The organism is Streptomyces sp. A0642 (assembly GCF_004795105.1).
In the GTDB taxonomy this organism is placed as follows: Bacteria; Actinomycetota; Actinomycetes; order Streptomycetales; family Streptomycetaceae; genus Streptomyces.
Map to the genome: position 1 here is coordinate 64,493 of NZ_SSBL01000026.1, position 26,317 is coordinate 90,809.

The window sequence follows — 26,317 nt, forward strand, 5'->3', positions numbered from 1 at the left end:
TGTTTCGAAGAAAGGACTTGCCTCCGTGACCCACGGAAAGCTGTTCGCGCTCAGCGACCAGCACGTCGCCCATGCGGAGAACCGGCGTGTCACGGAGGCGATCCGGCCGGAGTCGGACGAGGACTGGCTCCTCGTCGCCGGTGACGTCGGCGAGAAGTTCGAGGACATCGCCTGGTCGCTGAAACTCCTCTCGGAGCGCTTCCGCCAGGTCACCTGGGCTCCCGGCAATCACGAGCTGTGGACCCATCCCGCCGACCCGGTCGCGCTGCGGGGCAGGGCCCGCTACGACGCCCTGGTCGAACTCTGCCGGGAACTCGGTGTGTTGTCGCCGGAGGATCCGTACGCGGTCTGGCACGGCGGCGAGGAACCGGTCACCGTCGCCCCCCTGTTCGTCCTGTACGACTACTCCTTCCACGCCCCCGGGACGCACACGAAGGAGGAGTCGCTGCGCGCGGCCCACGCCGCGGGGGTGGTGTGCACCGACGAGTACCTTCTCCACCCGGACCCGTACCCGTCCCGTGACGCCTGGTGCCGCGCCCGGGTGGCCCTCACCGAGGAACGGCTCGCGGCCGTCGACCCCCGGTACCGGACGGTCCTGGTCAACCACTATCCGCTGGTGCGGGATCCCACGCGGGTGCTGACCCACCCCGAGTTCGCCCAGTGGTGCGGGACCGAGCTGACCGCCGACTGGCACCGGCGGTTCCGGGCGGCCGCCGTGGTCTACGGCCACCTGCACATTCCACGGGTCACCTGGCACGACGGCGTCCGCTTCGAGGAGGTGTCGATCGGGTACCCGAGGGAGTGGCGCACCCGGCCGCCCCGCTCGCCGCTGCGTCGGATCCTGCCGGGCCCCGCGCCGGAGCACGCGCCGTGATCGAAGCCGTACTGCCCCCGGACGTGGCCACCATGAGCGTGTTCGGCGATCTGTCACCTGCGGCGGGCCACGGGCTCTTCCCTGCGGAGGCTGCGGCGATCGCCCGGTCGGTGCCGCACCGGCGCGCCGAGTTCACGACGGTCCGGCTGTGCGCGCGCGAAGCCATGGAGAAGCTCGGGATGCCCCCCGTTCCGCTGGTGCCGGGGGAGCGGGGCGCCATCGACTGGCCGGCCGGCGTGACCGGCAGCATGACGCACTGCCCCGGCTTCCGCGCGGCGGCGGTCGCCCGTGCCGAGGTCGCCGCGTCCCTGGGGATCGACGCGGAGCCGAATCTTCCCCTGCCCGACGGGATCCTGGACGTCGTCTCCCTGCCGCGTGAGAGGGCCGGCCTCGCCGCCCTCTTCCGGCAGCGCCCGGACGTGCACTGGGACCGGGTGCTGTTCAGCGCCAAGGAGTCGGTGTTCAAGACCTGGTATCCGCTCACCCGGCGCGAACTCGACTTCACCGAGGCGGAGCTGGATTTCGACGCCGGCGCGGGCACGTTCTCGGCGCGTCTCCTCGTGCCCGGCCCCGACGTGGCCGGGCGCCGGCACCGCATGTTCACGGGGCGCTGGGCCGTGGAGCGGGGCTTCGTCCTGACCGCGATCGCCCTGCCGGCCTGAAATCGGGCAGCCCCCTGCAGCCGCTTTGCCCGGGGTGAGCGCGGCACACCCTTTTCCGCTGCCCGTTACCCCCGTGCGGCGTACCCGAGCGGCCCCGCCACCCGACTCGGTAAAGGAAAAGTAAATGAAACGCATTAATTGAGTAAATACCGTTTGCCAGGGAACCCTCTCGGTTAAGCTCATGACCGACCGAGTTTAATCGGATTACTTTACCGATAATCCCGGCCCAGGAAGGGGGATTTCCTGCATCGCGCACGACGAGACAGCCACCCGTGCACCCCTGCGTTAGTTCCCGAAAAGCGTTCCGAAGCTGTCCGCACCCCTCCAGGCACCCTATGGCCGCACTCGAGGATCACTCGTGAGGGAATTCATTCCTTATTTCTCTTCACGAAATGCATATACCTTAGAGTCGACGCCGAGACAACGTGCGGACTCAAGGGGGAGCAGCGAATGCCGGCAGCCAGAGGTTCTCGCCCGGTCGGAGAACGCACAGCACGGGGCCATGGCGCGTCGCCGCAGCGGGTCGGTTCGGGCGAGAGGTTGTTCGAACATGAAGGGGGCCGGGCGGACCCGGCGGATCCGCCTCCCCCGGCGGCCGGCGCCGCCGGCATCACGGCCTTCCACGCCCTGGTCAGCGAGGCGAGCACCCGCTGCCGCGGAGAACTGCTCCTCGTCCTGCCCAGTGGTGCCCGCCCCTGCCAGTCGTTCCCGGCCGCGCGGACCATCACCCTGGACCTGCTGGACCGCGGAGTGCGGGCCCGGCTGATCTACCAGCACGCCATTCGCGGCGACCTGGTCACCCGAGCCCTGGTTCGGGAGCTGACCCAGCACGGGGCCGAGGTCAGGACGAGCGCCGAACTGATCGATCCGCTCATCGCCTTCGACCGCGAAACACTCATCCTGCCCCCCTCACCGGGCTCCTCCGGGGAAGTCGGCATGAATTCTGCGGTCACCGTGCGCGACCCGGCGATGGTGGCGTTCGCGCGTGCCGCTTTCGAGAACCTGTGGAACACCGCGTGCCCGCTCATTCCTGACGCGAAGGACACTCCGCCCACGATCAACGCGCTCAAGCAGTCGATAGTGCGCCTTATGGCGATGGGTCACAAGGACGAAATGGTGGCTCGCCGGCTCGGCATATCGGTCCGGACCTGCCGTCGACATATCGCTGAAATCATGGATGAACAGGGCGCCATCAGCCGTTTCCAGGCCGGCGTCGTCCTGGCCCGGGCGGGCCTGGTCGACGATCCATTTCCGGCTTCCTGACGGCCCTGCCCGGAAATGGGTCCGCCCCGTCGGACAATGACCTTCCCTCGGACAGCCCGGCGCATCAGGCATAAGGGCCCGGAAGGTCACCCACGTAACGAACGGGATGGTTGCGCACGTATCGATGGAGGGCGGAGAACCGCCCTTCGTCGCCGGTCGGCGGCTTCCCCGCACACGACGCCGGCTCCCAGGACCTCGATGAGTTCCCGGGAGCCGGCGTCGTGTGCGCGCCCTGTCGGCCGGGCGACCTACTTGGTCCACTCCGACCAGCTCATGTTCCAGCCGTTGAGACCGTTGTCCGGCTGGATCGTGCTGTCGTGGGAGTTCTTGACGATCACGACGTCCCCGATGAGGGACCGGTCGAAGAACCAGGCGGCCGGGGTGCTCGGGTCACCGGCGCCGCGCGCGTCCTGCAGACCCACGCAGCCGTGGCTGGTGTTGGTGGTGCCGAAGATGCCCGACCCGCCCCAGTAGTTGCCGTGGATGAAGGTGCCCGACGTGGACAGGCGCATCGCGTGCGGCACGTCCTTGATGTCGTACTCGCCGCCGAAGCCCACGGTGTCACCGTTCATCCGGGTCACCCGGAGCTTCTCGCTGATGACCATCTGGCCGTTGTACGTGGTGGTGGCCGGCGCTCCCGCCGAGATCGGGATGTCCTTGATCTGCTTGCCGTCACGGACGACCTTCATCCGGTGCGTGCTCGCGTCGACCGTGCTGACCTGCCGGCGGCCGACGGTGAAGGACACGGTCTTGGCCTGCTTGCCGTAGACGCCCGGCCGTCCCTCGACGCCGTCGAGGTTGAGCTTCACGGTCACCTTGGTGCCCGCGGCCCAGTAGTCCTCGGGACGGAAGTCCAGACGGTCGTTTCCGAACCAGTGGCCCTCGATCTCGACGGCGGGCTCGGCCTTCACCTCGATGGCCTTCTCGACGGCCTCCGGGTCGGTGATGCCCCGGGTGAAGTGGATCGAGACCGGCATGCCGACGCCGACCGTGGAACCGTTCTCCGGGGTGTACTGCCCGATGAAGGTGTTCTTCGGAACCAGCGTGGTGAAGGTGGTGTCCTTCGCCGACTCACGGCCCTCCGCGTCCTTGGCGACCGCGTGCACCTTGTACTTGGTCGCCGATGCCAGGTGGCGGTCCGGCACCCAGCTCGTGCCGTCGGCCGCGATCTTCCCCGCCACCTCGGTCCCCTTGGGGTCGGAGACCTTGACCGTGGCCAGCTTCCCCTGCTGGGCGGAGATCTTCAGCGCCCCGTTCGTGGCGACGGAATCGGCCCCGTCCGCGGGCACGATGTTCACGACCGCCTGCGAGGCGGTGGTGTCCGCGTTTCCGGCCCCGCCCGCCTTGCCGCCGCCCTTGCCCCCGGCGTCGGCGTCTCCCCCGCCGCACGCCGTCACCAGCAAAAGCAGCGCACCCAGTGCCAGCGCCGGCAGACCGGTGGCCGCACGCCTCCGCCGTCCGCTGCCCGCCCCGGCCGATGTCCCCGATATCGGCTGCCCGTTCAATGTGGTCGTCTCCCCTCACACGGCCTCGTCCCGACAAGGCCCCAGGGAGCCCGCAGGCTCCCACCCCCGCACGCTGTACATGCGCGCTCATCGAAAGATAATCACACCTCTCCCGGGCAGATCTCCTCCGGAATGTCACTGTTCCGTCCCAACCCGGCCCGGAAGTCGCCTGGTCGCACGTGGTATCGCCGCCGTGGGGCCCGGGACGTCGGACGGCGCGGCCGGGAGGGGCCGCGCCGTCGATGAGGGACCGGGGAACGCCGGTGCGTGTCAGCGGAGTGCGGAACCCGCCTTCCACCGCGCCCAGTCCATGTTCCAGCCGCCCAGGCCGTTGTCCGGAGCGACCTTCTTGTCCTTGGAGTTGACCACCTCGACCACGTCGCCGATCAGCGTCCGGTCGAAGAACCAGCCGGCCGGGGTGGAGCCGCTGCCGCCCTGCACGTCCCGCAGCCCGATGCAGCCGTGGCTGACGTTGGCCGACCCGAAGACGTCCTCGTCGGACCAGTAGTTGCCGTGCAGGAAGGTGCCGGACTGGGTGAGCCGGAGGGCGTGCGGGACGTCCTTGATGTCGTACTCGCCACCGAAGCCGACGGTCCGGCCGTCCATCCGCGTCACCTCGTGCATCTCGCTGACGACCATCTTGCCGTTGTACGTGGTCGTCGTCGCGGAGCCCGCGGTGATCGGGACGGTGGAGACGAGCTGCCCGTCCCGGCGCACCTCCATCGTGTGCGCGGCCGCGTCCACCCGGGACACCTGCTCGCGGCCCACCGTGAAGCGGATCGTCTTGCGCTGGCTGCCGTACACCCCGGGCGCGCCCTCCACGTCGCGCAGCCCCACCTCGACCGTCACGCGGGTGCCCGGCCGCCAGTAGGCGGCGGGGCGGAAGTCCAGGCGGTTGTCGCCGAACCAGTGCCCCGCGACCTCGACCGCCGGATCGGCCGTCACCCGGATGGCCCGCTGCACGGCCGCGCGGCGGGTGACCGGACGGTTGAACTCGAAGGAGACGATCATGCCGGTGCCGACGGTCGACCGGTTCTCCGGCTTGAAGTAGCCGATGAAGCCGTGCCCGGGCACCGCCGTCGAAAAGGTGGTGTGGCGGGCCGAGCGGTGCCCCGCACCGTCCACGGCCACCGCGTCGATGCTGTATTTGGCGGCCGGCCCGAGCCGCCCGGCCACCCCCTGCGGGGACCAGGAACGCCCGTCCCGCGCGATCAGGCCCCGCACCTCCTGCTCCTGAGCGTCCTCGATCCGGGTCACTTCGACGCTCTCCAGCCGCCCGTCGGGGACCGTCACCTCGACCCGGGTGTCCGGCGCGACGTTCTCGGCCCCGTCCCGCGGGGTGATCCGGATGGCCTCCTGCGGCGAGCGGGGTTTCCCGCCGATGATCGAATCCGTACCCGAGCAGCCGGTCAGAACCGCCAGTACGGCCAGTACGGCGAGCAGTCCCGACCGGGCCGTCACGGTCGCCGGGCTCGCCCCTGCCTTCTTCGCTACGTGGTTCACGTCCCCCCAACGACGCGGGCGGTCCGGGGGAAACGTGAGTGGGGGCCCCGTCGTGGGCAGAACAGAGGGGACGACCACACTCGGGGAGCCGCGGCCGGGACGCCGCGCGCACCCTTCCGGTGCCGGTCCCACGAGCCGCGGGAGGCGAGCAGGTGTCGAGCGCAGCCGAGCAGGAGGCAGTGCCGAGGACGGATACGGGGCCGTCCGGGACGGCGGTGGAGCGGCCGCCGTCCGCCGGAACGGGGCGGGCCGCCGAGCCGGCGCAGCGGCCGCCCGCCGTGTGGCCGGGAGCTCCGACACCGCTCGGCGCCCGCTTCAGGGTGGGCCCCGACGGGGTCGCGGGCACCAATTTCGCCCTCTGGGCCGGCGGGGCGGAGGCCGTCGAGCTCTGTCTCTTCGACGAGGACGGCACCGAGACCCGCCTCGCGCTGACCGAGCTGACCCACGAGATCTGGCACGGCTTCGTGCCCGGTGTGCGGCCGGGCCGGCGGTACGGCTACCGGGTGCACGGCCGCTGGGACCCGTGGACGGGTGCGCGGTGGAACGCGGCGAAGCTGCTCCTCGACCCCTACGCCCGGGCCGTCGACGGAGATTTCACCCTTCCGGCCGAGGTGTACGGCCATGTGAGGGACTGGCCCCAGCAGCACGTCGCCGACACCGTGCGCGACGAACGGGACTCGGCTCCGTACGTCCCCAAAGGAGTGGTCGTCCATGACGACGACGACTGGGCCGAGGACCGCCGGCCCAAGACGCCGTGGGCGGACTCCGTCATCTACGAGCTCCACGTCCGCGGCTTCACGGCCCGCCACCCGGGCATCCCGGAGAAGCTGCGGGGCACCTACGCCGGTCTCGCGCACCCCGCGGCCCTCGCCCATCTGCGGCGCCTGGGCGTGACGGCGGTGGAACTGCTGCCGGTGCATCAGTTCGCCCACGAGGACCATCTGCTGCGGCGCGGTCTGCGCAACTACTGGGGTTACAACTCGATCGGCTACTTCGCCCCGCACGCCGGATACTCGGCGAGCGGCACGGCGGGCGAGCAGGTCGGCGAGTTCAAACGGATGGTCCACGCCCTGCACGACGCGGGGATCGAGGTGATCCTCGACGTCGTCTACAACCACACGGCCGAGGCGGGCGAACTGGGCCCGATGCTGTCGCTGCGCGGCATCGACAACCGCGGCTACTACCGGCTCCAGCCGGACGCCCGCCGGTACGCGGACTACACCGGCTGCGGCAACACCCTGCACGTGGTGCAGCCGCACGTGCTGCGCCTGATCACCGACTCGCTCCGCTACTGGGTGACCGAGATGGGCGTCGACGGATTCCGCTTCGACCTCGCGGCGGCGCTCGCCCGCTCCATGCACGACGTCGACATGCTGTCCCCGTTCCTCGCGGTGATCGCGCAGGACCCGGTGCTGCGCCGGGTGAAGCTGATCGCCGAGCCGTGGGACGTCGGCAACGGCGGCTACCAGGTCGGAGCCTTCCCGCCGCTGTGGACCGAGTGGAACGACCGGTACCGGGACGCCGTACGGGACTTCTGGCGCGGGGCCCTGCCGGACGTGCGCGATCTCGGCTACCGGCTGACCGGATCGAGCGACCTCTACGCCTGGGGCGGCCGGCGGCCGTACGCCTCGGTCAACTTCGTCACCGCGCACGACGGCTTCACCCTGCGCGACCTGGTGAGCTACGAGCACAAGCACAACGAGGCCAACGGCGAGGGCAACCGGGACGGCACCTCCGACAACCGGTCCTGGAACTGCGGCGCCGAGGGCGAGACCGACGACGCCGACGTCAACGCGCTGCGCCGCCGCCAACTGCGCAACCTCCTCGCCACCCTGCTGCTGTCGACGGGGGTGCCGATGCTCGTCGCGGGCGACGAGATGGGACGCACCCAGGGCGGCAACAACAACGCCTACTGCCAGGACAACGAGACCGGCTGGGTGGACTGGTCGCTGCTGGAACAGCCGCAGTGGCGGGAACTCACCGAACTGACCGCCCGGGTTCTCGCGCTGCGCCACACCCATCCGGTCCTGCGCCGCCGCGCGTTCTTCTCCGGCCGGCCCCAGGCCCCGGACGGACTGCGCGACCTGGCGTGGTTCACCCGCGAGGGCGCGGAGATGACGGAGGCGGACTGGTACGCCCCGGCCGCGACGGTCGGTCTGTACCTCTCCGGCCGCGACATCCCGGGCCGGGACGCGCGCGGCGAGCAGGTGACCGACGACAGCTTCCTGGCCATCCTGCACGCCGGGCACCGCCCGGCGGACTTCCTGCTGCCGGGTCCGCCGTGGGCGGACGCGTACGAACTGGTCCTGGACACCTCCCGGGAGGACCAGTCCGCCGCACCGGGCACCCTCCACCAGGGCGGCGCGCGCATGACGGTGCCGGGGAGGTCGGTGCTGCTGCTGCGGGTGTCGGGGTAGGGGCGGTCGAGGCCGCACGAGCGCCGGGCGGCCGGCATCGGCCGCTCAGGGCTCCATGGTGCGGTCTGCCCGGCCCGTGTGGTCACACGCGTCGGCGCGCAGGCACGGTTTGCCGTTCCCGGCCGAGTGGTCCGCGTCGAGGGCGAGACCGTGGCGGAAGGCGCGTCGGACCTCGGCCAAGGTGCTGCGTACCTGTGCGCGCCCGCCCCTCCCCCGTGCTCGGACCCGTATCCGGTGCGGTCCGCTTTCCGTCAAGTCCGTGCGGACGAGGAAAAGCACGTGAGCGATGTCAGTGGTGAAACGTAGGCTCGCCCCTGATGCCCGAAGAACATGCAGAGCCCAAGGACCGGTCCGCCGCGCAGACGCTGCTGCGGCTGTGGCCGTATGTGAAGCCGGTGCGCACCCGTCTGTTCGGCGCCGCCCTCATCGCGATCGTCGCCTCGTGCCTCGGCCTGGTGATCCCGCTCGTACTGAAGTGGATCGTCGACGGACCGGTGGCCCGTCAGGACCCGGGCGGTGTCTGGCTCGGTGCCCTGTTCCTGCTGGTGCTGGGGATCGCCGAGGCGGTTCTGTTCGGGGTGCGGCGATGGCTGGTGGCGCGTCCGCTGGCCGGCGTCGAGGCGTCGATGCGGGCCGATCTCTACCGGCATCTGCAACGGCTGCCGGTGGCCTTCCACGACCGCTGGTCCTCGGGCCAGTTGCTGTCGCGCGGCACCACGGATCTGATGCTGCTGCGCATGTTCCTGGCGTTCCCCCTGACCTTCCTGCTGGTCAACGCGACCACGATCCTGATCGGTTTCGTGATCCTGCTGCTCCAGGAGTGGACGCTCGGCCTGGTGCTGCTCGCCCCCGTCGTGCCACTGGTGGTCATCTGCTCGGTCTTCGAGACGAAGTACTCGGTGGTGGCGCGCAAAGCGCAGGACCAGGTGGGCGATCTGACGACGGTGGTCGAGGAGAGCGTGCTCGGCATCCGCATCATCAAGGGTTTCGGGCGGCACCGCAGCCAGGCCCTCGCCTTCCGGGCGCTCTCCGAGCGGCTGCGCACCACGGAGCTCCTCAAGGCACGGCTCCTCGCGGGCATCTGGGCGCTCATCACGACGATTCCCGAACTCGCGATCGGGGCGGCCCTGGTGCTCGGCACCATCGAGGTCGCGGACGGCGGGCTCTCGGCGGGCACCCTGGTCGCCTTCCTCTCCACGGCGCTGGCGCTGCGGTGGCCGGTCGAGTCGATCGGGTTCCTGCTGGCGATGAGCCAGGAGTCGGCGACCGCGACGGAGCGGTTCTTCGAGGTGATGGACGTGGCGGAGGAGGCTGACACCGCCGTGGCCGGGCGGGAGGCCGGTGACCTTCCGGAGGCCGGCGGGATGGTCTTCGAGGGTGTCGGGTTCCGCTACCCGGACGCGGAGGAGGACTCCGCGCCCGTCCTGGCCCGGATCGATCTGCGGATCCGGCCGGGCGAGACGATGGCCCTGGTCGGGGCCACGGGATCCGGAAAGACCACGCTCACCGCGCTCGTGCCCCGGCTGCACGACGCCACGTCGGGCCGGATCACGCTGGACGGGGAGGACATCACCGCCATGCCGCGCGAACGGCTGCGCGAGCTGGTCTCGGTGGCGTTCGAGGAACCGACGCTCTTCTCGGCGAGCGTCGGGGAGAACGTGCTGATGGGCGCCGGGGAGGCGGGCGAGGAGGAGTTGCGGCGGGCCCTCTCGGTCGCGCAGGCCGACTTCGTCCACGACCTGCCGCACGGCATCGACACCCAGGTCGGCGAGCAGGGCCTCAGCCTCTCCGGTGGCCAGCGCCAGCGTCTCGCGCTGGCCAGGGCGGTCGTCGGGCGGCCGCGCTTCCTGGTCCTCGACGACCCGCTCTCCGCGCTGGACGTGCACACGGAGACGCTGGTGGAGGCGGCGCTGCGGCGGGTGCTGGAGGAGACCACCGCGATCGTGGTCGCGCACCGGCCGTCCACCGTGATGCTCGCCGACCGGGTGGCCCTGCTCTCGGAGGGCCGGATCAGCGCGGTCGGCACCCACCAGGAACTGCTGCGCAGCAACGCCGAGTACGCCTGGCTGATGTCCGGCGCGGGGGTGACGGGTGGCGGGGAGCCCACCGGCATGCCCGCGGACGTGACGGACGGCGGGGACTCCCCCGCGGATACGACGGCCGACGACCTTGCGGGCGTGCGCGCCCCTGCCGAGGAGAGCAGCACCCGATGACCAGCACCACGACCGGGCGGCCCGTCGAGCCGGGCGACGACGAGGAGAACGGGCACCCGGAGGCGGACCCGGGCCCGGCGGCCGACGCGCCCCCCGGACGCGCCGGCGATCCCTTCGACCGCGACGACCTGCCCACCCCGCGCGGCGCCACGCGCGCCCTTCTCGTCTCGCTGCTGCGGCCGATGCGGGGCCGCGTCGTGGTGGCCGCGCTGCTCCTGCTGATCCAGCAGGCCGCGGTCCAGGCCGGCCCGCTGCTCGTGGCGTACGCCATCGACAGCGGGGTGCCCGCCTTCCGGGACGAGGACTACGGGCCGCTGATCGCGGTCGCCCTCGGCTACGCGCTCTGCTCGGCCGGCGCGGGCGCCATGCAGTACGCCTTCATCCGGGCCTCCGCACGGGTCAACCAGGACGTGCTGCTCGATCTGCGCGGCCGGATCTTCCGCCATGCGCAGGCGCTGAGCGTGGACTTCCACGAGCGGTACACCTCCGGGCGGCTGATCTCCCGCTCCACCACGGATGTCGAGTCACTGCGGGAACTGCTCAGCGAGGGTCTCCAGGAGCTGATCGGGGTCGTCCTCTCCTTCGTCACCATCTCCCTGACGCTGCTCTGGCTGGATGTCGCCACGGGGGCCGCCGCCGTGCTGTCCTTCGTGCCGCTGTATCTGCTGGTGCGGCTCTACCGGCGCCGGGCCGCGGTGATCTTCGCGTCGCGGTCGACGGCGATCGCCGGGGTCATCGTGAAGTTCGCGGAGACGATGAACGGGATCCGTCCCGTCCGGGCCTTCCGCCGCGAAGCCGTCAACGACGAGGTCTTCCGGGGGCTGAACGAGGAACACCGGCGCACGAACGGCGACGCGATGCTGGAGAACGCGCGGTACGTCGTCGGGTCCCGGCTCGTCGCCAACACCGCCGTGGCCGGAATCGTCCTGTGGGGCGCCTACCGCGTCGCCTCGGGAAGCCTGGCCCTCGGGGTGCTGGCCGCGGTGGTCCTGTATCTGCGGCGGCTGTACGACCCGATCGACCGGCTCAGCATGTTCCTCAACTCCTACCAGTCGGCGGCGGCCTCGCTGGAGAAGATCGCGGGGCTGCTGGCCCAGACGCCCACCGTCCCCGACGCCCTGGAGCCTCGGGAGCTGCCACCGCTCACGGGCGGCCACCCGGGCCGCGAGGTCGTCTTCGACGCGGTCCGTTTCGCGTACCGCACGGGCGGTGAGGTGCTGCCCCGCTTCGACCTGACCGTGCCCGCCGGCCAGACGGTCGCGGTGGTCGGTTCCACGGGCGCGGGGAAGTCCACGCTGGCCAAGCTGCTGGCCCGCTTCTACGACCCGACCGAGGGCCGGGTCCTGCTGGACGGCGTCGATCTGCGCGACCTGGCCACGCCCGAACTGCGGCGCGGAGTGGTCATGGTGACCCAGGAGGCGTTCCTGTTCTCCGGCACGGTCGCGGAGAACATCGCGATCGGCAGCCCGGACGCGACCCGTGCGGAGATCGAGCAGGCCGCCAAGGCGATCGGCGCCCATGACTTCATCGCCGGTCTGCCCGACGGGTACGACACGGACGTACGCAAGCGGGGCGGCCGGATCTCGGCGGGTCAGCGCCAGCTGGTCGCGTTCGCCCGCGCCCTGCTCGCCGATCCGGCGGTCCTGATCCTCGACGAGGCGACGAGCTCCCTGGACATCCCGGGCGAACGGGCGGTGCAGCGGGCGATGGACACCGTGCTGCACGGCCGCACCGCGGTGGTCATCGCCCACCGGCTGTCGACCGTGGAGATCGCGGACCGGGTCCTGGTGATGGAGCACGGCCGGATCGTGGAGGACGGCGCCCCCGCCGAACTCATCGGCGGGCCGGGCCGCTTCGCCGGCCTGCACCGGGCCTGGCGGGAGAGCCTGGCCTGAGGGGCGCGCAAGCGGAAGCCGGGGCCTCGGGGCGGCGAGCGGGAGCCCCGGCCGAGGGGCGCGCGCGGGAGGACCTGGCCTGAAGGGCGGGCGGGAGCGCGCGGAACGCGCCACGTTCGCTGCCGTCTCGACAGGTGGGAACTTCCCGGTTCTTCATATTGTTTTCGAACAGGTCATATTCGGGCCGAACCTCAACGCCCTCTGCACGTTCAGGCATCCGCGCCCCCGGGTGACATCCCGGGGAAGATCGGCGAAACGTCCGCTTAACGAACATGACCATTACGGCAACGGACGAATTCCGGCCAACTTGTTGACGCGGTCCTGACACGCAACGCCTTCTGCTGGCACTGTTCACCCCGTTCTGCGCACTGCTTGCTCTGCCCGGACGGCTCACCCAGCCGCCGGTAACCCCCCTCGCAGAAGGAGTCCGCGTGAGATCCACGCTCAGCCGTCGTACCACCGCGACCGGCGCTCTGATAGCCGCAGCCGCTCTCCTCGCCGTAGGAGTCCAGACCGGAACGGCCACCGCGACCCCCGGCGGCACGGCCGGAGCCACCGCCACCGCGTCCAAGGCCCGGCCCGGCGCGCTGGCCAAGCAGCTCTCGCCCTCGCAGCGGGCGGAGCTGATACGTCAGGCGAGCGCCGGCACGGCGGCCACGGCCAAGAAGCTGGGGCTCGGCTCGCAGGAGAAGCTCGTCGTCAAGGACGTCGTCCAGGACGTCGACGGCACCACGCACACGCGTTACGAGCGCACCTTCGGCGGGCTTCCCGTCCTCGGCGGCGACCTGGTCGTCCAGGAGTCGAAGGCCGGCGCGACGCAGAGCGTCACCAAGGCGTCCAAGACCAGCTCGGCGCAGCTCAAGGCCGTCGACCTGAAGGCGTCCGTGGCCCCCGCGATCGCCGCGAAGCAGGCCGTCGGCCTCGCCAAGGCGGACGGCTCCTCCCGGACCGCGGCCGACAAGGCGCCCCGCAAGGTCGTCTGGATGGCCTCGGGCACACCGCAGCTCGCCTACGAGACCGTGGTCGGCGGACTCCAGGAGGACGGCACCCCGAACGCCCTGCACGTCATCACCGACGCCACCTCCGGCGCGAAGCTCTACGAGTGGCAGGCCATCGAGAACGGCGTCGGCAACACCGAGTACAGCGGCCAGGTCACCCTCGGCACCTCGGGGTCGTACAACCTGACCGACACCGCCCGCGGCAACCACAAGACGTACAACCTGAACCACGGTACGTCCGGTACGGGCACCCTCTTCTCCGGCTCCGACGACGTCTGGGGCAACGGCCTCGCCTCGAACGCGGAGACCGCGGCGGCGGACGCCCACTACGGTGCGGCCGAGACCTGGGACTACTACAAGAACGTCCACGGCCGGACCGGCATCAAGGGCGACGGCGTCGGCGCGTACTCCCGCGTCCACTACGGCAACAGCTACGTCAACGCCTTCTGGGACGACAGCTGCTTCTGCATGACCTACGGCGACGGCAGCGGCAACGCCTCCCCGCTGACCTCGCTGGACGTGGCCGCGCACGAGATGACGCACGGCGTCACCTCCAACACCGCCGACCTGAACTACAGCGGTGAGTCCGGTGGCCTCAACGAGGCGACCAGCGACATCTTCGCCACCGCCGTGGAGTTCTACGCGAACAACACCACCGACAAGGGCGACTACCTCATCGGTGAGAAGATCGACATCAACGGCGACGGCACCCCGCTGCGCTACCAGGACAAGCCGAGCAGGGACGGCGGCTCGAAGGACTCCTGGTACTCGGGCATCGGGAGCATCGACGTCCACTACTCGTCGGGCCCGGCCAACCACTTCTTCTACCTTCTCTCGGAAGGCAGCGGCGCCAAGACCATCAACGGCGTCTCCTACAACTCCCCGACCTCCGACGGCCTGCCGGTGACCGGCATCGGCCGCGACAAGGCCGCGCTGATCTGGTTCAAGGCGCTCACCACCAAGTTCACCTCCACGACCAACTACGCCGCCGCCCGCACGGGCACGCTCGCCGCGGCCGGTGAGCTGTACGGCACGACCAGCGCCGAGTACAAGTCCGTCGCCGACGCCTGGGCCGGCATCAACGTCGGCTCGCGCCCCGGCGGCGGCACCGACCCGGGCGGCACGGTCTTCGAGAACACCACCGCCGTGGCCATCCCGGACAGCGGCTCGGCCGTCACCAGCTCGGTCAACGTCACGGGCCGCACGGGCAACGCCCCCAGCACCCTCAAGGTCGGCGTGGACATCACCCACACCTACCGCGGTGACCTGGTCATCGACCTCGTCGCCCCGGACGGCACCGCCTACCGGCTGAAGAACTCCTCGTCGAGCGACTCGGCGGACAACGTGCAGACGACGTACACCGTCAACGCCTCCTCGGAGGTGGCGAACGGCACCTGGAAGCTCAAGGTCCAGGACGTCTACTCGGGCGACACCGGCAAGATCAACAGCTTCAAGCTGACCTTCTGAACCGGCACCGCCGCCCGACGCACGACTGATACGGCAGCCGCCCGGGAGGAGATCACTCCTCCCGGGCGGCTGCGTGCGATTCGGCGCGGCTCAGGGCCGGTTCAGCGCATCAGGACGCCCGCGCCCTCGCCCGTCGCCTCCGTCGGCTGGGCGACCAGGCCGAGTTCGGCGCCGGTGGCCAGCAGCCGGTGGGACGGCAGCACCCGCACGGTGTAGCCGTACGGACCGGTGCGGTCCAGGGCGAGCGGGCCGTCGTACAGCCAGCGGCCCTCCAGATCCTGGCCGCCCGCCGGCTTCAGCGGGAACACCTGGGCGTCCGAGATCGCGTCGGCGGAGTCCACGCGCCCGGCCACCGCCTGCACCTCCACGTCGTCCGGCTCCAGCACCCCGAGCGTGATCCGGACCCGCAGCGCGAGGGTCGAGCCCAGTTCCGCCGAGCTGCCGGCGCCGGTCGGCGTCACCGCCTCGACATGGTCGACGGCCACGCGCGGCCAGGCCGCCCGGACCTTGGCCTTCCAGCCCGCGAGTTCCTGTGCCGCGGCGGGGTCCAGGGTGCGCCGGGCCTGCGCCGCGGGGGCGTACAGCCGCTCCACGTACTCCCGGACCATCCGGTCGGCGAGGACCTTGGGGCCCAGCGTGCCCAGGGTGCGGCGGACCATCTCGATCCAGCGCCCGGGAAGCCCCTCCTCCCCCTGGTCGTAGAAGCGCGGGGCGACCCGGTCCTCGATCAGCTCGTAGAGGGCGCCCGCCTCCAGGTCGTCGCGCCGGTCCTCGTCCAGCGCGGAGCCGTCGGCGGTGGGGATGGCCCAGCCGAAGTCCGGCTCGAACCACTCGTCCCACCAGCCGTCCAGGACGGACAGGTTGAGGCCGCCGTTGAGCGCGGCCTTCATCCCGCTCGTACCGCAGGCCTCCAGCGGGCGCAGCGGGTTGTTCAGCCAGACATCGCAGCCCGGGTAGAGCTTCTGCGCCATCGCCATCCCGTAGTCGGGCAGGAAGACGATGCGGTGGCGCACCCGGGGGTCGTCGGCGAACCGGACCAGCTCCTGGACCAGCCGTTTCCCGCCGTCGTCGGCCGGATGCGCCTTGCCCGCGACGACGATCTGGATCGGGCGCTCCGGATGCAGGAGCAGCCGCCGCAGCCGGTCCCGGTCGCGCAGCATGAGGGTCAGGCGCTTGTACGAGGGCACCCTGCGGGCGAAGCCGATGGTCAGCACGCCGGGGTCCAGCACCCCGTCGATCCAGCCGAGTTCGGCGGGCTCGGCGCCTCGGTTGCGCCACGAGTCGTGCAGCCGCCGGCGCACCTCGGTGACCAGCTGTTCGCGCAGGGTGCGGCGCAGGTCCCAGAGCTGCCGGTCGGGGATCCGCGCGACGGAGTCCCACCGGCCGGGGGTACCGCCGGACTCGGCGCGCAGCCGGTAGACCTCGGGGGCGACCCAGGTGGGTGCGTGGACCCCGTTGGTCACGGAGGTGATCGGCACCTCGGGGGCGTCGAAGCCCGGCCAGAGCCCGGCGAACATCTCCCGGCTGACGGCGCCGTGCAGGGTGGAGACCCCGTTGGCGCGCTGGGCGAGCCGGAGCCCCATGACCGCCATGTTGAAGACGCCCGGATCGCCGCCCGCGTAGGTCTCCATGCCCAGGTGCAGGATGCGGTCGGCCGGCACGCCGGGCAGTTCGCCGTCGTCGCCGAAGTGGCGGGCGACCAGGTCGCGGTCGAAGCGGTCGATGCCGGCGGGGACGGGCGTGTGGGTGGTGAAGACGGTACCGGCGCGGACGGACTCCACCGCGGCGTCGAAGTCGAGGCCGGTTCCGGAGAGCTCCCGGATGCGTTCGAGTCCGAGGAAGCCGGCGTGGCCCTCGTTGGTGTGGAAGACCTCGGGGGCCGGGTGGCCGGTGAGCCGGCAGTAGGTCCGCACCGCGCGCACCCCGCCGATGCCCAGCAGCATCTCCTGGAGCAGCCGGTGTTCGCTGCCGCCGCCGTAGAGCCGGTCGGTGACCTCGCGTTCGAGGGGGGCGTTGTCCTCGACGTCGGAGTCGAGCATCAGCAGCGGCACCCGGCCGACCTGGGCCTGCCAGATCTGGGCGTGCAGCGAGCGGCCGCCGGGAAGGGCCAGGACGACCTGGCTGGGTGTCCCGTCGGCCTCGCGCAGGAGCGTGACCGGGAGTTCGTTCGGGTCGAGGACGGGATAGCGCTCCTGCTGCCAGCCGTCGCGCGAGAGGCTCTGGCGGAAGTAGCCGTGGCGGTAGAGCAGGCCCACGCCGACGAGGGGGACGCCCAGGTCGCTGGCGGCCTTCAGATGGTCTCCGGCGAGGATGCCGAGTCCGCCGGAGTACTGGGGCAGGGCCGCCGTGACGCCGAACTCGGGCGAGAAGTAGGCGATGGCGGCGGGGAGCCCGTCGCCCTGGGCGCGCTGCTCCTGGTACCACCGGGGGCCCTCCAGGTACTCCCGGAGGTCGGCGGACACCTCGGTGAGCCGGCGCAGGAACTGCTCGTCCCCGGCCAGCTCGGCGAGGCGTCCGGCGGACACGGCGCCGAGCATGCGCACGGGGTCGCACTCCGCCGTCCGGCCGGCCACCGGGTCGACGGCCTGGAAGAGCTCTCGGGTCTCGGTATGCCAGGACCAGCGCAGGTTGCGCGCGAGGTCGCTGAGCGGTTGCAGGGGATCGGGGAGGACGGGACGCACGGTGAACCGACGAATGGCCTTCACGTATTCCACCTTTACAGGGGACCCACGAATCCGGGCGGACGCACCGCTGTGTGCGCCGCTCCATCACCCTCGACGGTAGTGGTACGCGGCCTGCCGGGACCACGGCGCATGACCGGCCGGGGTGTGCGACCCCTGACGGTCCGGCCGCTCCCGCCGCCGGCATCTCTCGTCCATCCCGCACCACCCGCAGATCCAGGCACATCCGTCACAGGCGTTATGGCCGATTCCCTGCCCTCATGCGGCCTTGTGGGGGTAGGCGTCACAGGGAAAGCTGCCGTGTGGCGCCCGTACCGCCCCGCGTGCGCCGGCTCCGCGCAATCCCGCGCACGCGCGGCGGAGCCGGGCGCATTCGGAACGTCACAGATACGCCCGAGTAGTTAACACACCACCGGATTGGCCCACCGAGATCCGTGGGAAGGCTTCTCCGGTACCGGAACGAATGCATTCGGATGAGAGCTGAAGGCGATCCGTAACCGCCCCGCGCACGATTCATCCCCTGTCCACCGGCGATCCGCTCTTCGTTCGTATGCAATCGCCCCGGCGACCCACGCATTCGGTCCACGCCCGTGCACCCGACCGTCCACCTCCTCCATTCGAGTGCCATTCGAGTGAACGCGGACAGGAGCGGCCATGCCCACACCCCATCAGTCACCGACCGAGCAGCTAGAAAGGACCGAACCCCACTGTCGCGGCGCACGCGTCCCTCCCTCTCCGCCCCCTTCGCGCCTTGCCGAGTCCGAGCTCCAGTCCCCAGGTGATTCCATGATCGGTCGCATTCCCGTCCTCGACGTCCGTCCGCTCGTCGACTGCGGCAGAAGGCCCGCCAAGGCCGTCGCCGGCGAAACCTTCCAGGTCACCGCGACCGTCTTCCGAGAGGGCCATGACGCGGTGGCGGCCAACGTCGTCCTGCGCAGCCCGAGCGGCCGCCCCGGACCCTGGACGCCGATGCGCGAGCTCGCCCCCGGCACCGACCGCTGGGGCGCCGACGTGACCCCGGACGCCGAGGGCCGCTGGACGTACAAGGTCGAGGCCTGGAGCGACCCGGTCGCCACCTGGCTCCACGCGGCGAAGATCAAGATCCCGGCGGGGATCGACACCGCGCTCGTCCTGGCCGAGGGCGCCGAGCTGTTCGAGCGGGCCGCCGGGGGCGTGCCGAAGCGTGACGGGCGTGAGGCGGTGCTGGCCGCGGTCGACGCCCTGCGCGACGAGTCCCGGCCGGCCGCCGCCCGGCTGGCCGGGGCACTCGCCCCGGAGGCGGCCGCCGCGCTGGCCCGTCACCCCCTGCGCGAACTGGTCACCGCCTCCCGGCCGCACCCGCTCGTCGTCGAGCGCCGGCGCGCGCTGTTCGGCTCCTGGTACGAGCTGTTCCCCCGCTCCGAGGGGGCCAGGGTCGAACCGGCGAAGACGCCCCGCAAGGGCCGTACGGCCGGCACCGACACGGCCCCGCAGCCGCCCCGGATCATCAGCGGCACGTTCCGCACGGCGGCCGAACGGCTGCCCGCGGTCGCCGCCATGGGGTTCGACGTGGTCTACCTCCCGCCCATCCACCCCATCGGCACCACCCACCGCAAGGGCCGCAACAACTCGCTCTCCCCCGACCCGCACGACGTGGGCGTGCCGTGGGCGATCGGCTCACCCGAGGGTGGTCATGACGCGGTCCACCCGGATCTCGGCACGCTGGAGGACTTCGACCATTTCGTCGAGGCGGCCCGCAACCTGCGCATGGAGATCGCGCTGGACTTCGCCCTCCAGTGCTCGCCGGACCACCCCTGGGTGGAGAAGCATCCCGAGTGGTTCCATCACCGGGCGGACGGCACCATCGCCTATGCGGAGAATCCTCCGAAGAAATACCAGGACATCTATCCGATCGCCTTCGACAAGGATCTCCGGGGCCTGGTCACGGAGACCGTACGCATCCTGCGCTTCTGGATGGATCGCGGCGTACGCATCTTCCGGGTCGACAATCCGCACACCAAGCCGGTGATCTTCTGGGAAAAGGTGATCGCCGAGATCAACGGCACCGACCCCGACGTCATCTTCCTGGCCGAGGCGTTCACCCGCCCCGCCATGATGCGCGCCCTGGCGACGGTCGGATTCCAGCAGTCGTACACCTACTTCACCTGGCGCAACAGCCGTCAGGAAATCACGGAGTACGTGACCGAGCTGGCCGGTGAGTCGGCCTCCGTCATGAGGCCCAATTTCTTCGTGAACACCCCCGACATCCTTCCCGGTTACCTCCAGGAGGGCGGCAGGCCGGCTTTCGAGGCACGGGCGGTGCTCGCGGCGACCCTCTCCCCGTCCTGGGGGGTGTACGCGGGGTTCGAGCTGTGCGAGAACACCCCGGTCCGCAACGGCAGTGAGGAGTACCTCGACTCGGAGAAGTACGAGATCCGGCCCAGGGACTGGGAAGCCGCCGAGCGCGAGGGCCGGTCGCTGGCCCCGCTCATCACCACACTCAACCGGATCAGGCGCCGTCACCCGGCGCTGCAGCAGCTGCGTGACGTGCACTTCCACTCGTCCGACAACGACGCCCTGATCGTGTACAGCAAGCGCTCCGGTTCGAACATCGTTCTGACGGTCGTCAACCTCGACCCGCACCACACCCAGGAGGCGACCGTCTCGTTGGACATGCCGCACCTCGGCCTCGACCGGCACGAGAGCGTGCCGGTGCGCGACGAGCTCACCGGCCATTCCTATCACTGGGGCAGGACCTTCTATGTGCGTCTCGAGCCGGGCGTCACGCCCGCGCACATCGCGGTCCTGCGACCGTCCCCGCCGACCGGAGGGTCACCCACACCATGATCGTCAATGAGCCCGTCCACGACCTCTTCGAGGACACCCCGGCCAAGGACCGCGATCCCGACTGGTTCAAGCGCGCCGTCTTCTACGAGGTCCTCGTCCGGTCCTTCCAGGACTCCAACGGCGACGGCATCGGAGATCTGAAGGGGATCACCGCCAAGCTGGACTATCTGCAGTGGCTGGGCGTCGACTGCCTCTGGCTGCCGCCGTTCTTCAAGTCGCCGCTGCGCGACGGCGGTTACGACGTGTCCGACTACACCGCCGTGCTGCCCGAATTCGGGGATCTCGCCGACTTCGTCGAGTTCGTCGACGCCGCGCACCAGCGCGGCATGCGCGTGATCATCGACTTCGTCATGAATCACACCAGCGACCAGCACGACTGGTTCCAGCAGTCCCGTACCGACCCCGACGGTCCGTACGGCGACTACTACGTCTGGGCCGACGACGACAAGCAGTTCCAGGACGCCCGGATCATCTTCGTCGACACGGAGACGTCCAACTGGACCTTCGATCCGGTGCGCAAGCAGTACTACTGGCACCGGTTCTTCTCGCACCAGCCCGATCTCAACTACGAGAACCCGGCGGTGCAGGAGGAGATCATCTCCGCGCTGCGCTTCTGGCTGGACCTCGGCATCGACGGCTTCCGCGTCGACGCCGTGCCCTACCTCTACCAGCGGGAGGGCACCAACTGCGAGAACCTCCCGGAGACCCACGGCTTCCTCAAGCGGGTCCGCAAGGAGATCGACGCCAACTACCCCGACACGGTGCTGCTCGCCGAGGCCAACCAGTGGCCCGAGGACGTCGTCGACTACTTCGGCGACTACCAGTCCGGCGGCGACGAGTGCCACATGGCGTTCCACTTCCCGGTGATGCCGCGGATCTTCATGGCCGTCCGGCGCGAGAGCCGCTACCCGGTCTCGGAAATCCTGGCCAAGACACCGGCGATCCCGTCGGGCTGCCAGTGGGGCATCTTCCTGCGCAACCACGACGAGCTGACGCTCGAGATGGTCACGGACGAAGAACGCGACTACATGTACGCGGAGTACGCCAAGGACCCGCGGATGCGGGCCAACATCGGCATCCGCCGCCGGCTGGCGCCGCTCCTGGACAACGACCGCAACCAGATCGAGCTGTTCACCGCGCTGCTGCTGTCGCTGCCCGGCTCCCCGATCCTCTACTACGGGGACGAGATCGGGATGGGCGACAACATCTGGCTGGGCGACCGGGACGCCGTACGCACCCCGATGCAGTGGACGCCCGACCGCAACGCCGGCTTCTCCTCCAGCGATCCGGGGCGGCTGTACCTCCCCACGATCATGGATCCGGTCTACGGCTACCAGGTCACCAACGTCGAGGCGTCGATGGCCTCACCGTCGTCGCTGCTGCACTGGACGCGGCGGATGATCGAAATCCGCAAACAGAACCCGGCGTTCGGCCTCGGCTCCTACAACGAGCTGCCGTCCTCCAACCCCGCCGTGCTCGCCTTCACCCGTGAGCACGGGGACGATCTCGTGCTGTGCGTGCACAACTTCTCGCGGTTCGCACAGCCGACGGAACTCGATCTGAGGTCCTTCAACGGGCGTCATCCGGTGGAGCTGATCGGCGGGGTGCGCTTCCCCGCCATCGGTCAGTGGCCCTACCTGCTGACTCTCGCGGGACACGGCTTCTACTGGTTCCGGCTGCGCAAGGACGCACCGCCGAGCTGATGCGGGGAGGGCTCGCGGCCTTACCGGCGGGGCGGTTTCCTCCGCCCCGCACGGGGCACTCTCCCCCATATCGAGTGCTTCCGTGGCCTTCTTGGATCTTCCTGGCGTTTCGATCACCCGAGTCGAGTCCGTACGGACCATCCTGACCCGACACGTCCCGCACAGCCGGACAGCTAAAGCCGCAATCCGGGACACTCTTCGCATCCTGTGGTGTGCCCGGGGAAAGGACGCGATGCCATGTCGGAGACTGCATCCGCTCAGGTCACCCTGGCGAACAGCACAGCCCTGCTCCCGTCTCTCGGACCGCTGCTGCACGAATGGCTGCCCCGGCAGCGGTGGTTCGCGGGCAAGGGGCGGCCCATCGCCGCCTTCTCGCTCGTGTCGGCGACCGAGATACTGCCCGTGGACTCCGGCGCGGCCGATACCGGTCCCGGGCTCCTGCACCTTCTGGTGAGGGCCCATCAGCCCACGATGGCGGACCAGCCACCACCGGACTGCTACCAGCTGCTGCTCGGCGTACGCTCCACCCTGCCCCCGCCCCTGGCGCCCGCCCTCATCGGCCATGTGGCGGACGGACCGCTGGCGGGCCGCACCGTCTACGACGGACTGCACGACCCCCGTCTCGCCGCGCTGCTGCTGGAGCGACTGCGCACGCCGGGCCGTCTCGGCGGCCTGCGTTTCGGCCGGGGTCCGGAGCCGGTCGCCGCCGGCCTGGCCCCCCGGGTGCTGGACACCGAGCAGTCCAACTCCTCGCTCGTGTACGGCGACTCCTACATCCTCAAGATCTTCCGCCGGGTCTTCCCCGGGACCAACCCCGATCTGGAGCTGCCGCTCGCGCTCTCCCGCGAGGGGTGCGGGCGCGTGCCCGCACCGGTCGCGTGGTTCGAGGCCGCCGTGCCCGAACGCCTCACGCTCGGCGTACTCCAGCCGTACCTGCGGGGTGCCCAGGACGGCTGGCAGCTCGCCCTGCGCGCGCTGGCGGCCGGGCACGACTTCACGCAGGAGGCCCATGCCCTGGGCCGGGCCACCGCCGAAGTGCACACCGCGCTCGCGGTCGCGCTGCCCACACCGCCCCTGGGCCGCACCGAGACCGAGGAACTGGCCGCCGCCATGGTGCGGCGCCTGGAATCGGCCGCCCAGGCGGTACCCGAGCTGGTGCCGTACGTCCCCGGGCTGCGCGCGGCCTTCGACGCCGTGAGGGTCATGGGCAGGCGGGGCCTCGGCTGGGCCGCCCAGCGGGTGCACGGCGACCTCCACCTCGGCCAGACGCTGCGCGACACCGACGGTTTCTGGTCACTGATCGACTTCGAGGGCGAACCGGCCCGCCCGCTCCCGGAGCGCCGCAGCCCGCAGTCACCGGTGCGCGACATCGCCGGAATGCTCCGCTCCTTCGACTACGCGGCCCGCTCGCACCGGCCCTGGAACGCCGCATGGGCGGCGCGCTGCCGGACCGCCTACTGCGACGGCTACGCACAGGCCGCGGGCATCGACCCCCGCGGCGAGCCGGAGCTGCTGCGCGCCCACGAGACCGACAAGGCGGTCTACGAGGTGCTGTACGAGGCCCGGCACCGGCCCGACTGGCTGCCCGTCCCCATGGCCGCGATCCACCGCCTGGCGGCCGACGCCGACAGATCCGGCCCGCCCCTCCCGTAGCGCGGCCCGCGCGCCCCGCTTCCGCCCGTCCCACCCCACCCACACCCTCCGAGGAGGCTGTCCCTGTGACCGCCCGCAAGCCGTCCCGCAACAGGTCCGAGCCCGCTCCGTCCACCACCGAAGCCACCCTCTCCTCGGCCCCCGCCGACCACGCGGAAGCCGCCGGCCCGGCCACCGGGACCCTCGCACCGGTGGAGGCGGACGCACCGCCCGCCGCAGCCGCGGCTCCCCCGGCCAAGCGGTCCGGGAAGGCGGCGGCCCCTCCGGGCCCGCGCCGCGCGGGCGGCCAGGGGGTCCGCCCCGCCGGCCCGCTCGACGACGCGGACCGCGGACGCCTCCTGGCAGGCGAGCATCACGCCCCGCACGACCTGCTCGGCGCACACCAGGTCCGCGGCGGGGTCGTCTTCCGGGCCCTGCGTCCGTTCGCCCGCTCGGTCACGGTGCTCGCCAAGGGGCTGCGGGCCCAGCTGCTCGACGACGGCGACGGGTTCTTCTCCGGGCTCCTGCCGATGTCCGCGGTCCCCGAGTACCGGCTCCTGGTGACCTACGACGACAACGAGATCGAGATCCACGATCCGTACCGCTTCCTGCCCGCGCTCGGTGAACTCGATCTGCACCTGATCAGCGAGGGCCGGCACGAGGAGCTGTGGACCGCGCTCGGCGCCCGGACGATGGAGCACCAGGGCGTCGCCGGAACCCGTTTCACCGTGTGGGCGCCCAACGCGCGCGGGGTGCGGGTCAGCGGGGACTTCAACTACTGGGACGGCACCGGGTTCCCGATGCGTTCGCTCGGCTCCTCCGGGGTGTGGGAGCTGTTCCTGCCGGCGATCGGGGAGGGCGCGCTGTACAAGTTCGACATCTGCCGCCCCGACGGTTCGCACACGATGCGCGCCGACCCGATGGCCCGCCATGCCGAGGTCCCGCCGTCCACCGCCTCGGTCGTGACGGCCTCGCACCACGTCTGGCAGGACGAGGAGTGGATGACGCACCGCGGGGACGTCCCCGTGCACGAGGCGCCGTTCTCCGTCTACGAGGTGCACCTGCCGTCCTGGCGGCCGGGGCTGACATATCGCCAGCTCGCCGAGCAGCTCCCCGCGTACGTCCGCGAACTGGGGTTCACCCATGTGGAGATGATGCCCGTCTCCGAGCACCCCTTCGGCGGCTCCTGGGGCTATCAGGTCACGGGCTTCTACGCTCCGACGTCCCGCCTGGGATCGCCCGACGACTTCCGCTTCCTCGTGGACGCGCTGCACCGCGCGGGGATCGGCGTCATCGTCGACTGGGTGCCCGCGCACTTCCCGCGCGACGACTGGGCGCTCGCCGAGTTCGACGGCCGCCCGCTGTACGAGCACGCCGACCCGCGGCGGGCCGCGCACCCGGACTGGGGCACCCTCGAATTCGACTACGGCCGGACCGAGGTGCGCAACTTCCTGGTCGCCAACGCCACGTACTGGTGCGAGGAGTTCCACATCGACGGGCTCCGGGTCGACGCGGTCGCCTCGATGCTCTACCTCGACTACTCGCGCGAGGACGGGGAGTGGTCGCCGAACGAGTACGGCGGCCGGGAGAACCCGGACGCCGTGGCCTTCCTCCAGGAGATGAACGCCACCGTCTACCGGCGCAACCCCGGCGTCGTCACCATCGCGGAGGAGTCCACCGCCTGGGACGGCGTCACCCGTGCCACGCACCATGTGGGCCCCGGCGGGTTCGGCGGTCTCGGCTTCGGGCTGAAGTGGAACATGGGCTGGATGCACGACTCGCTGGAGTACGTGTCGAAGGAGCCGGTGCACCGCAAGTACCACCACAACGAGATGACCTTCTCGATGGTGTACGCGTACAGCGAGAACTACGTCCTGCCGATCTCGCACGACGAGGTCGTGCACGGCAAGCAGGCACTGGTCAGCAAGATGCCGGGCGACTGGTGGCAGCAGCGCGCCAACCACCGCGCCTATCTCGGCTTCATGTGGGCCCACCCCGGCAAGCAACTGCTCTTCATGGGGCAGGAGTTCGCCCAGGGAGCCGAGTGGTCGGAGGGGCACGGACCGGACTGGTGGCTGCTCGACCCGTCGTACTCGGCGGAGAGCGACCACCGAGGCGTGCGGAACCTGGTGAGCGATCTGAACGCGGTGTACGGGGCGACGCCCGCGCTCTGGCAGCGGGACACGGCCCCGGAGGGCTTCAGCTGGATCGACGGCGGCGCCGCGGAGGACAACGCCTTCGCGTTCGTACGGTACGACGCGCAGGGCTCACCGCTGATCGCCGTCTCCCACTTCTCCCCGGTGGTCCGGCACGAGTACCGCATCGGGGTGCCGGACGGGCCGGAGGCGTGGGTGGAGGTCGTGAACACGGACGAGCTGCGCTACGGCGGCAGCGACGTACGCAACGAGGGACCGCTGAAGCCCGAGGCGGTGGCGGCGCACGGCAGGGACACCAGCATCACGCTGACACTCCCGCCGCTGGCGACGGTCTGGCTGCGGCCGGCCTGAGCGGGCGGCGCCGGACCGGGGCCGGCGGGGGCGCAACGCGCCCCCGCCGGCCCCGCGGCGGTGAAAGGGCTTTGCGCTCCCCGCGACCGCCGTGGATGCTGGTGTGCCGGAGGTGGGGAAGATGACCGATGTCGTGCTGAGGCTCTCGGCCCGCGATCTGGTGCACGCGGA

Annotated in this window: 14 protein-coding genes; 11 read left to right on the plus strand and 3 right to left on the minus strand. The window is 70.9% G+C overall.

What is annotated here, in order from left to right:
- Positions 1-25: 25 nt before the first annotated feature.
- From E6R60_RS30545 to E6R60_RS30555, 3 genes are all read left to right on the plus strand, one after another.
- Positions 26-874 (plus strand): metallophosphoesterase, encoded by an 849-nt coding sequence (locus E6R60_RS30545; protein WP_136329946.1) that lies wholly within the window; start codon positions 26-28, stop codon positions 872-874.
- Positions 871-1,536 carry a 4'-phosphopantetheinyl transferase superfamily protein gene (locus E6R60_RS30550; RefSeq protein ID WP_136329947.1) on the plus strand — a complete coding sequence of 222 codons (666 nt, stop codon included), beginning with the start codon at positions 871-873 and terminating at the stop codon, positions 1,534-1,536. Before E6R60_RS30545 ends, E6R60_RS30550 begins: the two co-directional genes overlap by 4 nt.
- Before the next feature lie 540 nt (positions 1,537-2,076).
- Positions 2,077-2,799 (plus strand): hypothetical protein, encoded by a 723-nt coding sequence (locus E6R60_RS30555; protein ID WP_240802739.1) that lies wholly within the window; start codon positions 2,077-2,079, stop codon positions 2,797-2,799.
- Positions 2,800-3,047: 248 nt separating this feature from the next.
- On the opposite strand, the gene E6R60_RS30560 is transcribed toward E6R60_RS30555, so the two are convergent.
- Both E6R60_RS30560 and E6R60_RS30565 read right to left on the minus strand, forming a co-directional pair.
- A complete protein-coding gene (locus E6R60_RS30560) occupies positions 3,048-4,304 on the minus strand; it encodes an Ig-like domain-containing protein (RefSeq protein ID WP_136329948.1) in 1,257 nt (418 codons plus the stop codon).
- A 270-nt stretch (positions 4,305-4,574) separates the two neighbouring features.
- Positions 4,575-5,807: an Ig-like domain-containing protein gene (locus E6R60_RS30565; RefSeq protein ID WP_136329949.1), complete on the minus strand. Its 1,233-nt coding sequence runs from the start codon at positions 5,805-5,807 to the stop codon at positions 4,575-4,577.
- 152 nt (positions 5,808-5,959) lie between these two features.
- Here E6R60_RS30565 and glgX point away from each other — a divergent pair, with 152 nt between their 5' ends.
- The 4 genes from glgX (at position 5,960) to E6R60_RS30585 (ending at position 14,797) form a co-directional block, all read left to right on the plus strand.
- Positions 5,960-8,224, plus strand: coding sequence for a glycogen debranching protein GlgX (glgX, locus tag E6R60_RS30570; protein ID WP_168713700.1), 2,265 nt, complete (start codon positions 5,960-5,962; stop codon positions 8,222-8,224).
- Positions 8,225-8,541: 317 nt separating this feature from the next.
- On the plus strand, positions 8,542-10,437 hold the full coding sequence (locus E6R60_RS30575; protein WP_136329951.1) for an ABC transporter ATP-binding protein: 1,896 nt from the start codon (positions 8,542-8,544) through the stop codon (positions 10,435-10,437).
- Positions 10,434-12,332 (plus strand): ABC transporter ATP-binding protein, encoded by a 1,899-nt coding sequence (locus tag E6R60_RS30580; RefSeq protein ID WP_136329952.1) that lies wholly within the window; start codon positions 10,434-10,436, stop codon positions 12,330-12,332. The genes E6R60_RS30575 and E6R60_RS30580 overlap by 4 nt, the downstream gene beginning before the upstream one ends.
- A gap of 431 nt (positions 12,333-12,763) precedes the next feature.
- Entirely contained in the window at positions 12,764-14,797 is a 2,034-nt protein-coding gene (locus E6R60_RS30585; RefSeq protein WP_136329953.1) for a M4 family metallopeptidase, read from the plus strand.
- 101 nt (positions 14,798-14,898) lie between these two features.
- Here the strand turns inward: E6R60_RS30585 and glgP are convergent, their stop codons facing one another.
- Complete coding sequence (gene glgP, locus E6R60_RS30590) at positions 14,899-17,502, minus strand: alpha-glucan family phosphorylase (protein WP_206309557.1); 2,604 nt, start codon at positions 17,500-17,502, stop codon at positions 14,899-14,901.
- A gap of 762 nt (positions 17,503-18,264) precedes the next feature.
- On the opposite strand from glgP, the gene E6R60_RS30595 reads away from it, so the two are divergent.
- The 4 genes from E6R60_RS30595 to glgB all read left to right on the plus strand — a co-directional run bounded on the left by E6R60_RS30595 (position 18,265) and on the right by glgB (position 26,146).
- Positions 18,265-20,304, plus strand: coding sequence for an alpha-1,4-glucan--maltose-1-phosphate maltosyltransferase (locus E6R60_RS30595; protein ID WP_136329954.1), 2,040 nt, complete (start codon positions 18,265-18,267; stop codon positions 20,302-20,304).
- Entirely contained in the window at positions 20,301-22,007 is a 1,707-nt protein-coding gene (treS, locus tag E6R60_RS30600) for a maltose alpha-D-glucosyltransferase (RefSeq protein WP_136329955.1), read from the plus strand. The genes E6R60_RS30595 and treS overlap by 4 nt, the downstream gene beginning before the upstream one ends.
- 237 nt (positions 22,008-22,244) lie before the next feature.
- Positions 22,245-23,660, plus strand: coding sequence for a maltokinase (locus E6R60_RS30605; RefSeq protein WP_136329956.1), 1,416 nt, complete (start codon positions 22,245-22,247; stop codon positions 23,658-23,660).
- A gap of 65 nt (positions 23,661-23,725) precedes the next feature.
- Positions 23,726-26,146 (plus strand): 1,4-alpha-glucan branching enzyme, encoded by a 2,421-nt coding sequence (gene glgB / locus E6R60_RS30610; protein WP_136329957.1) that lies wholly within the window; start codon positions 23,726-23,728, stop codon positions 26,144-26,146.
- Positions 26,147-26,317: the final 171 nt, after the last annotated feature.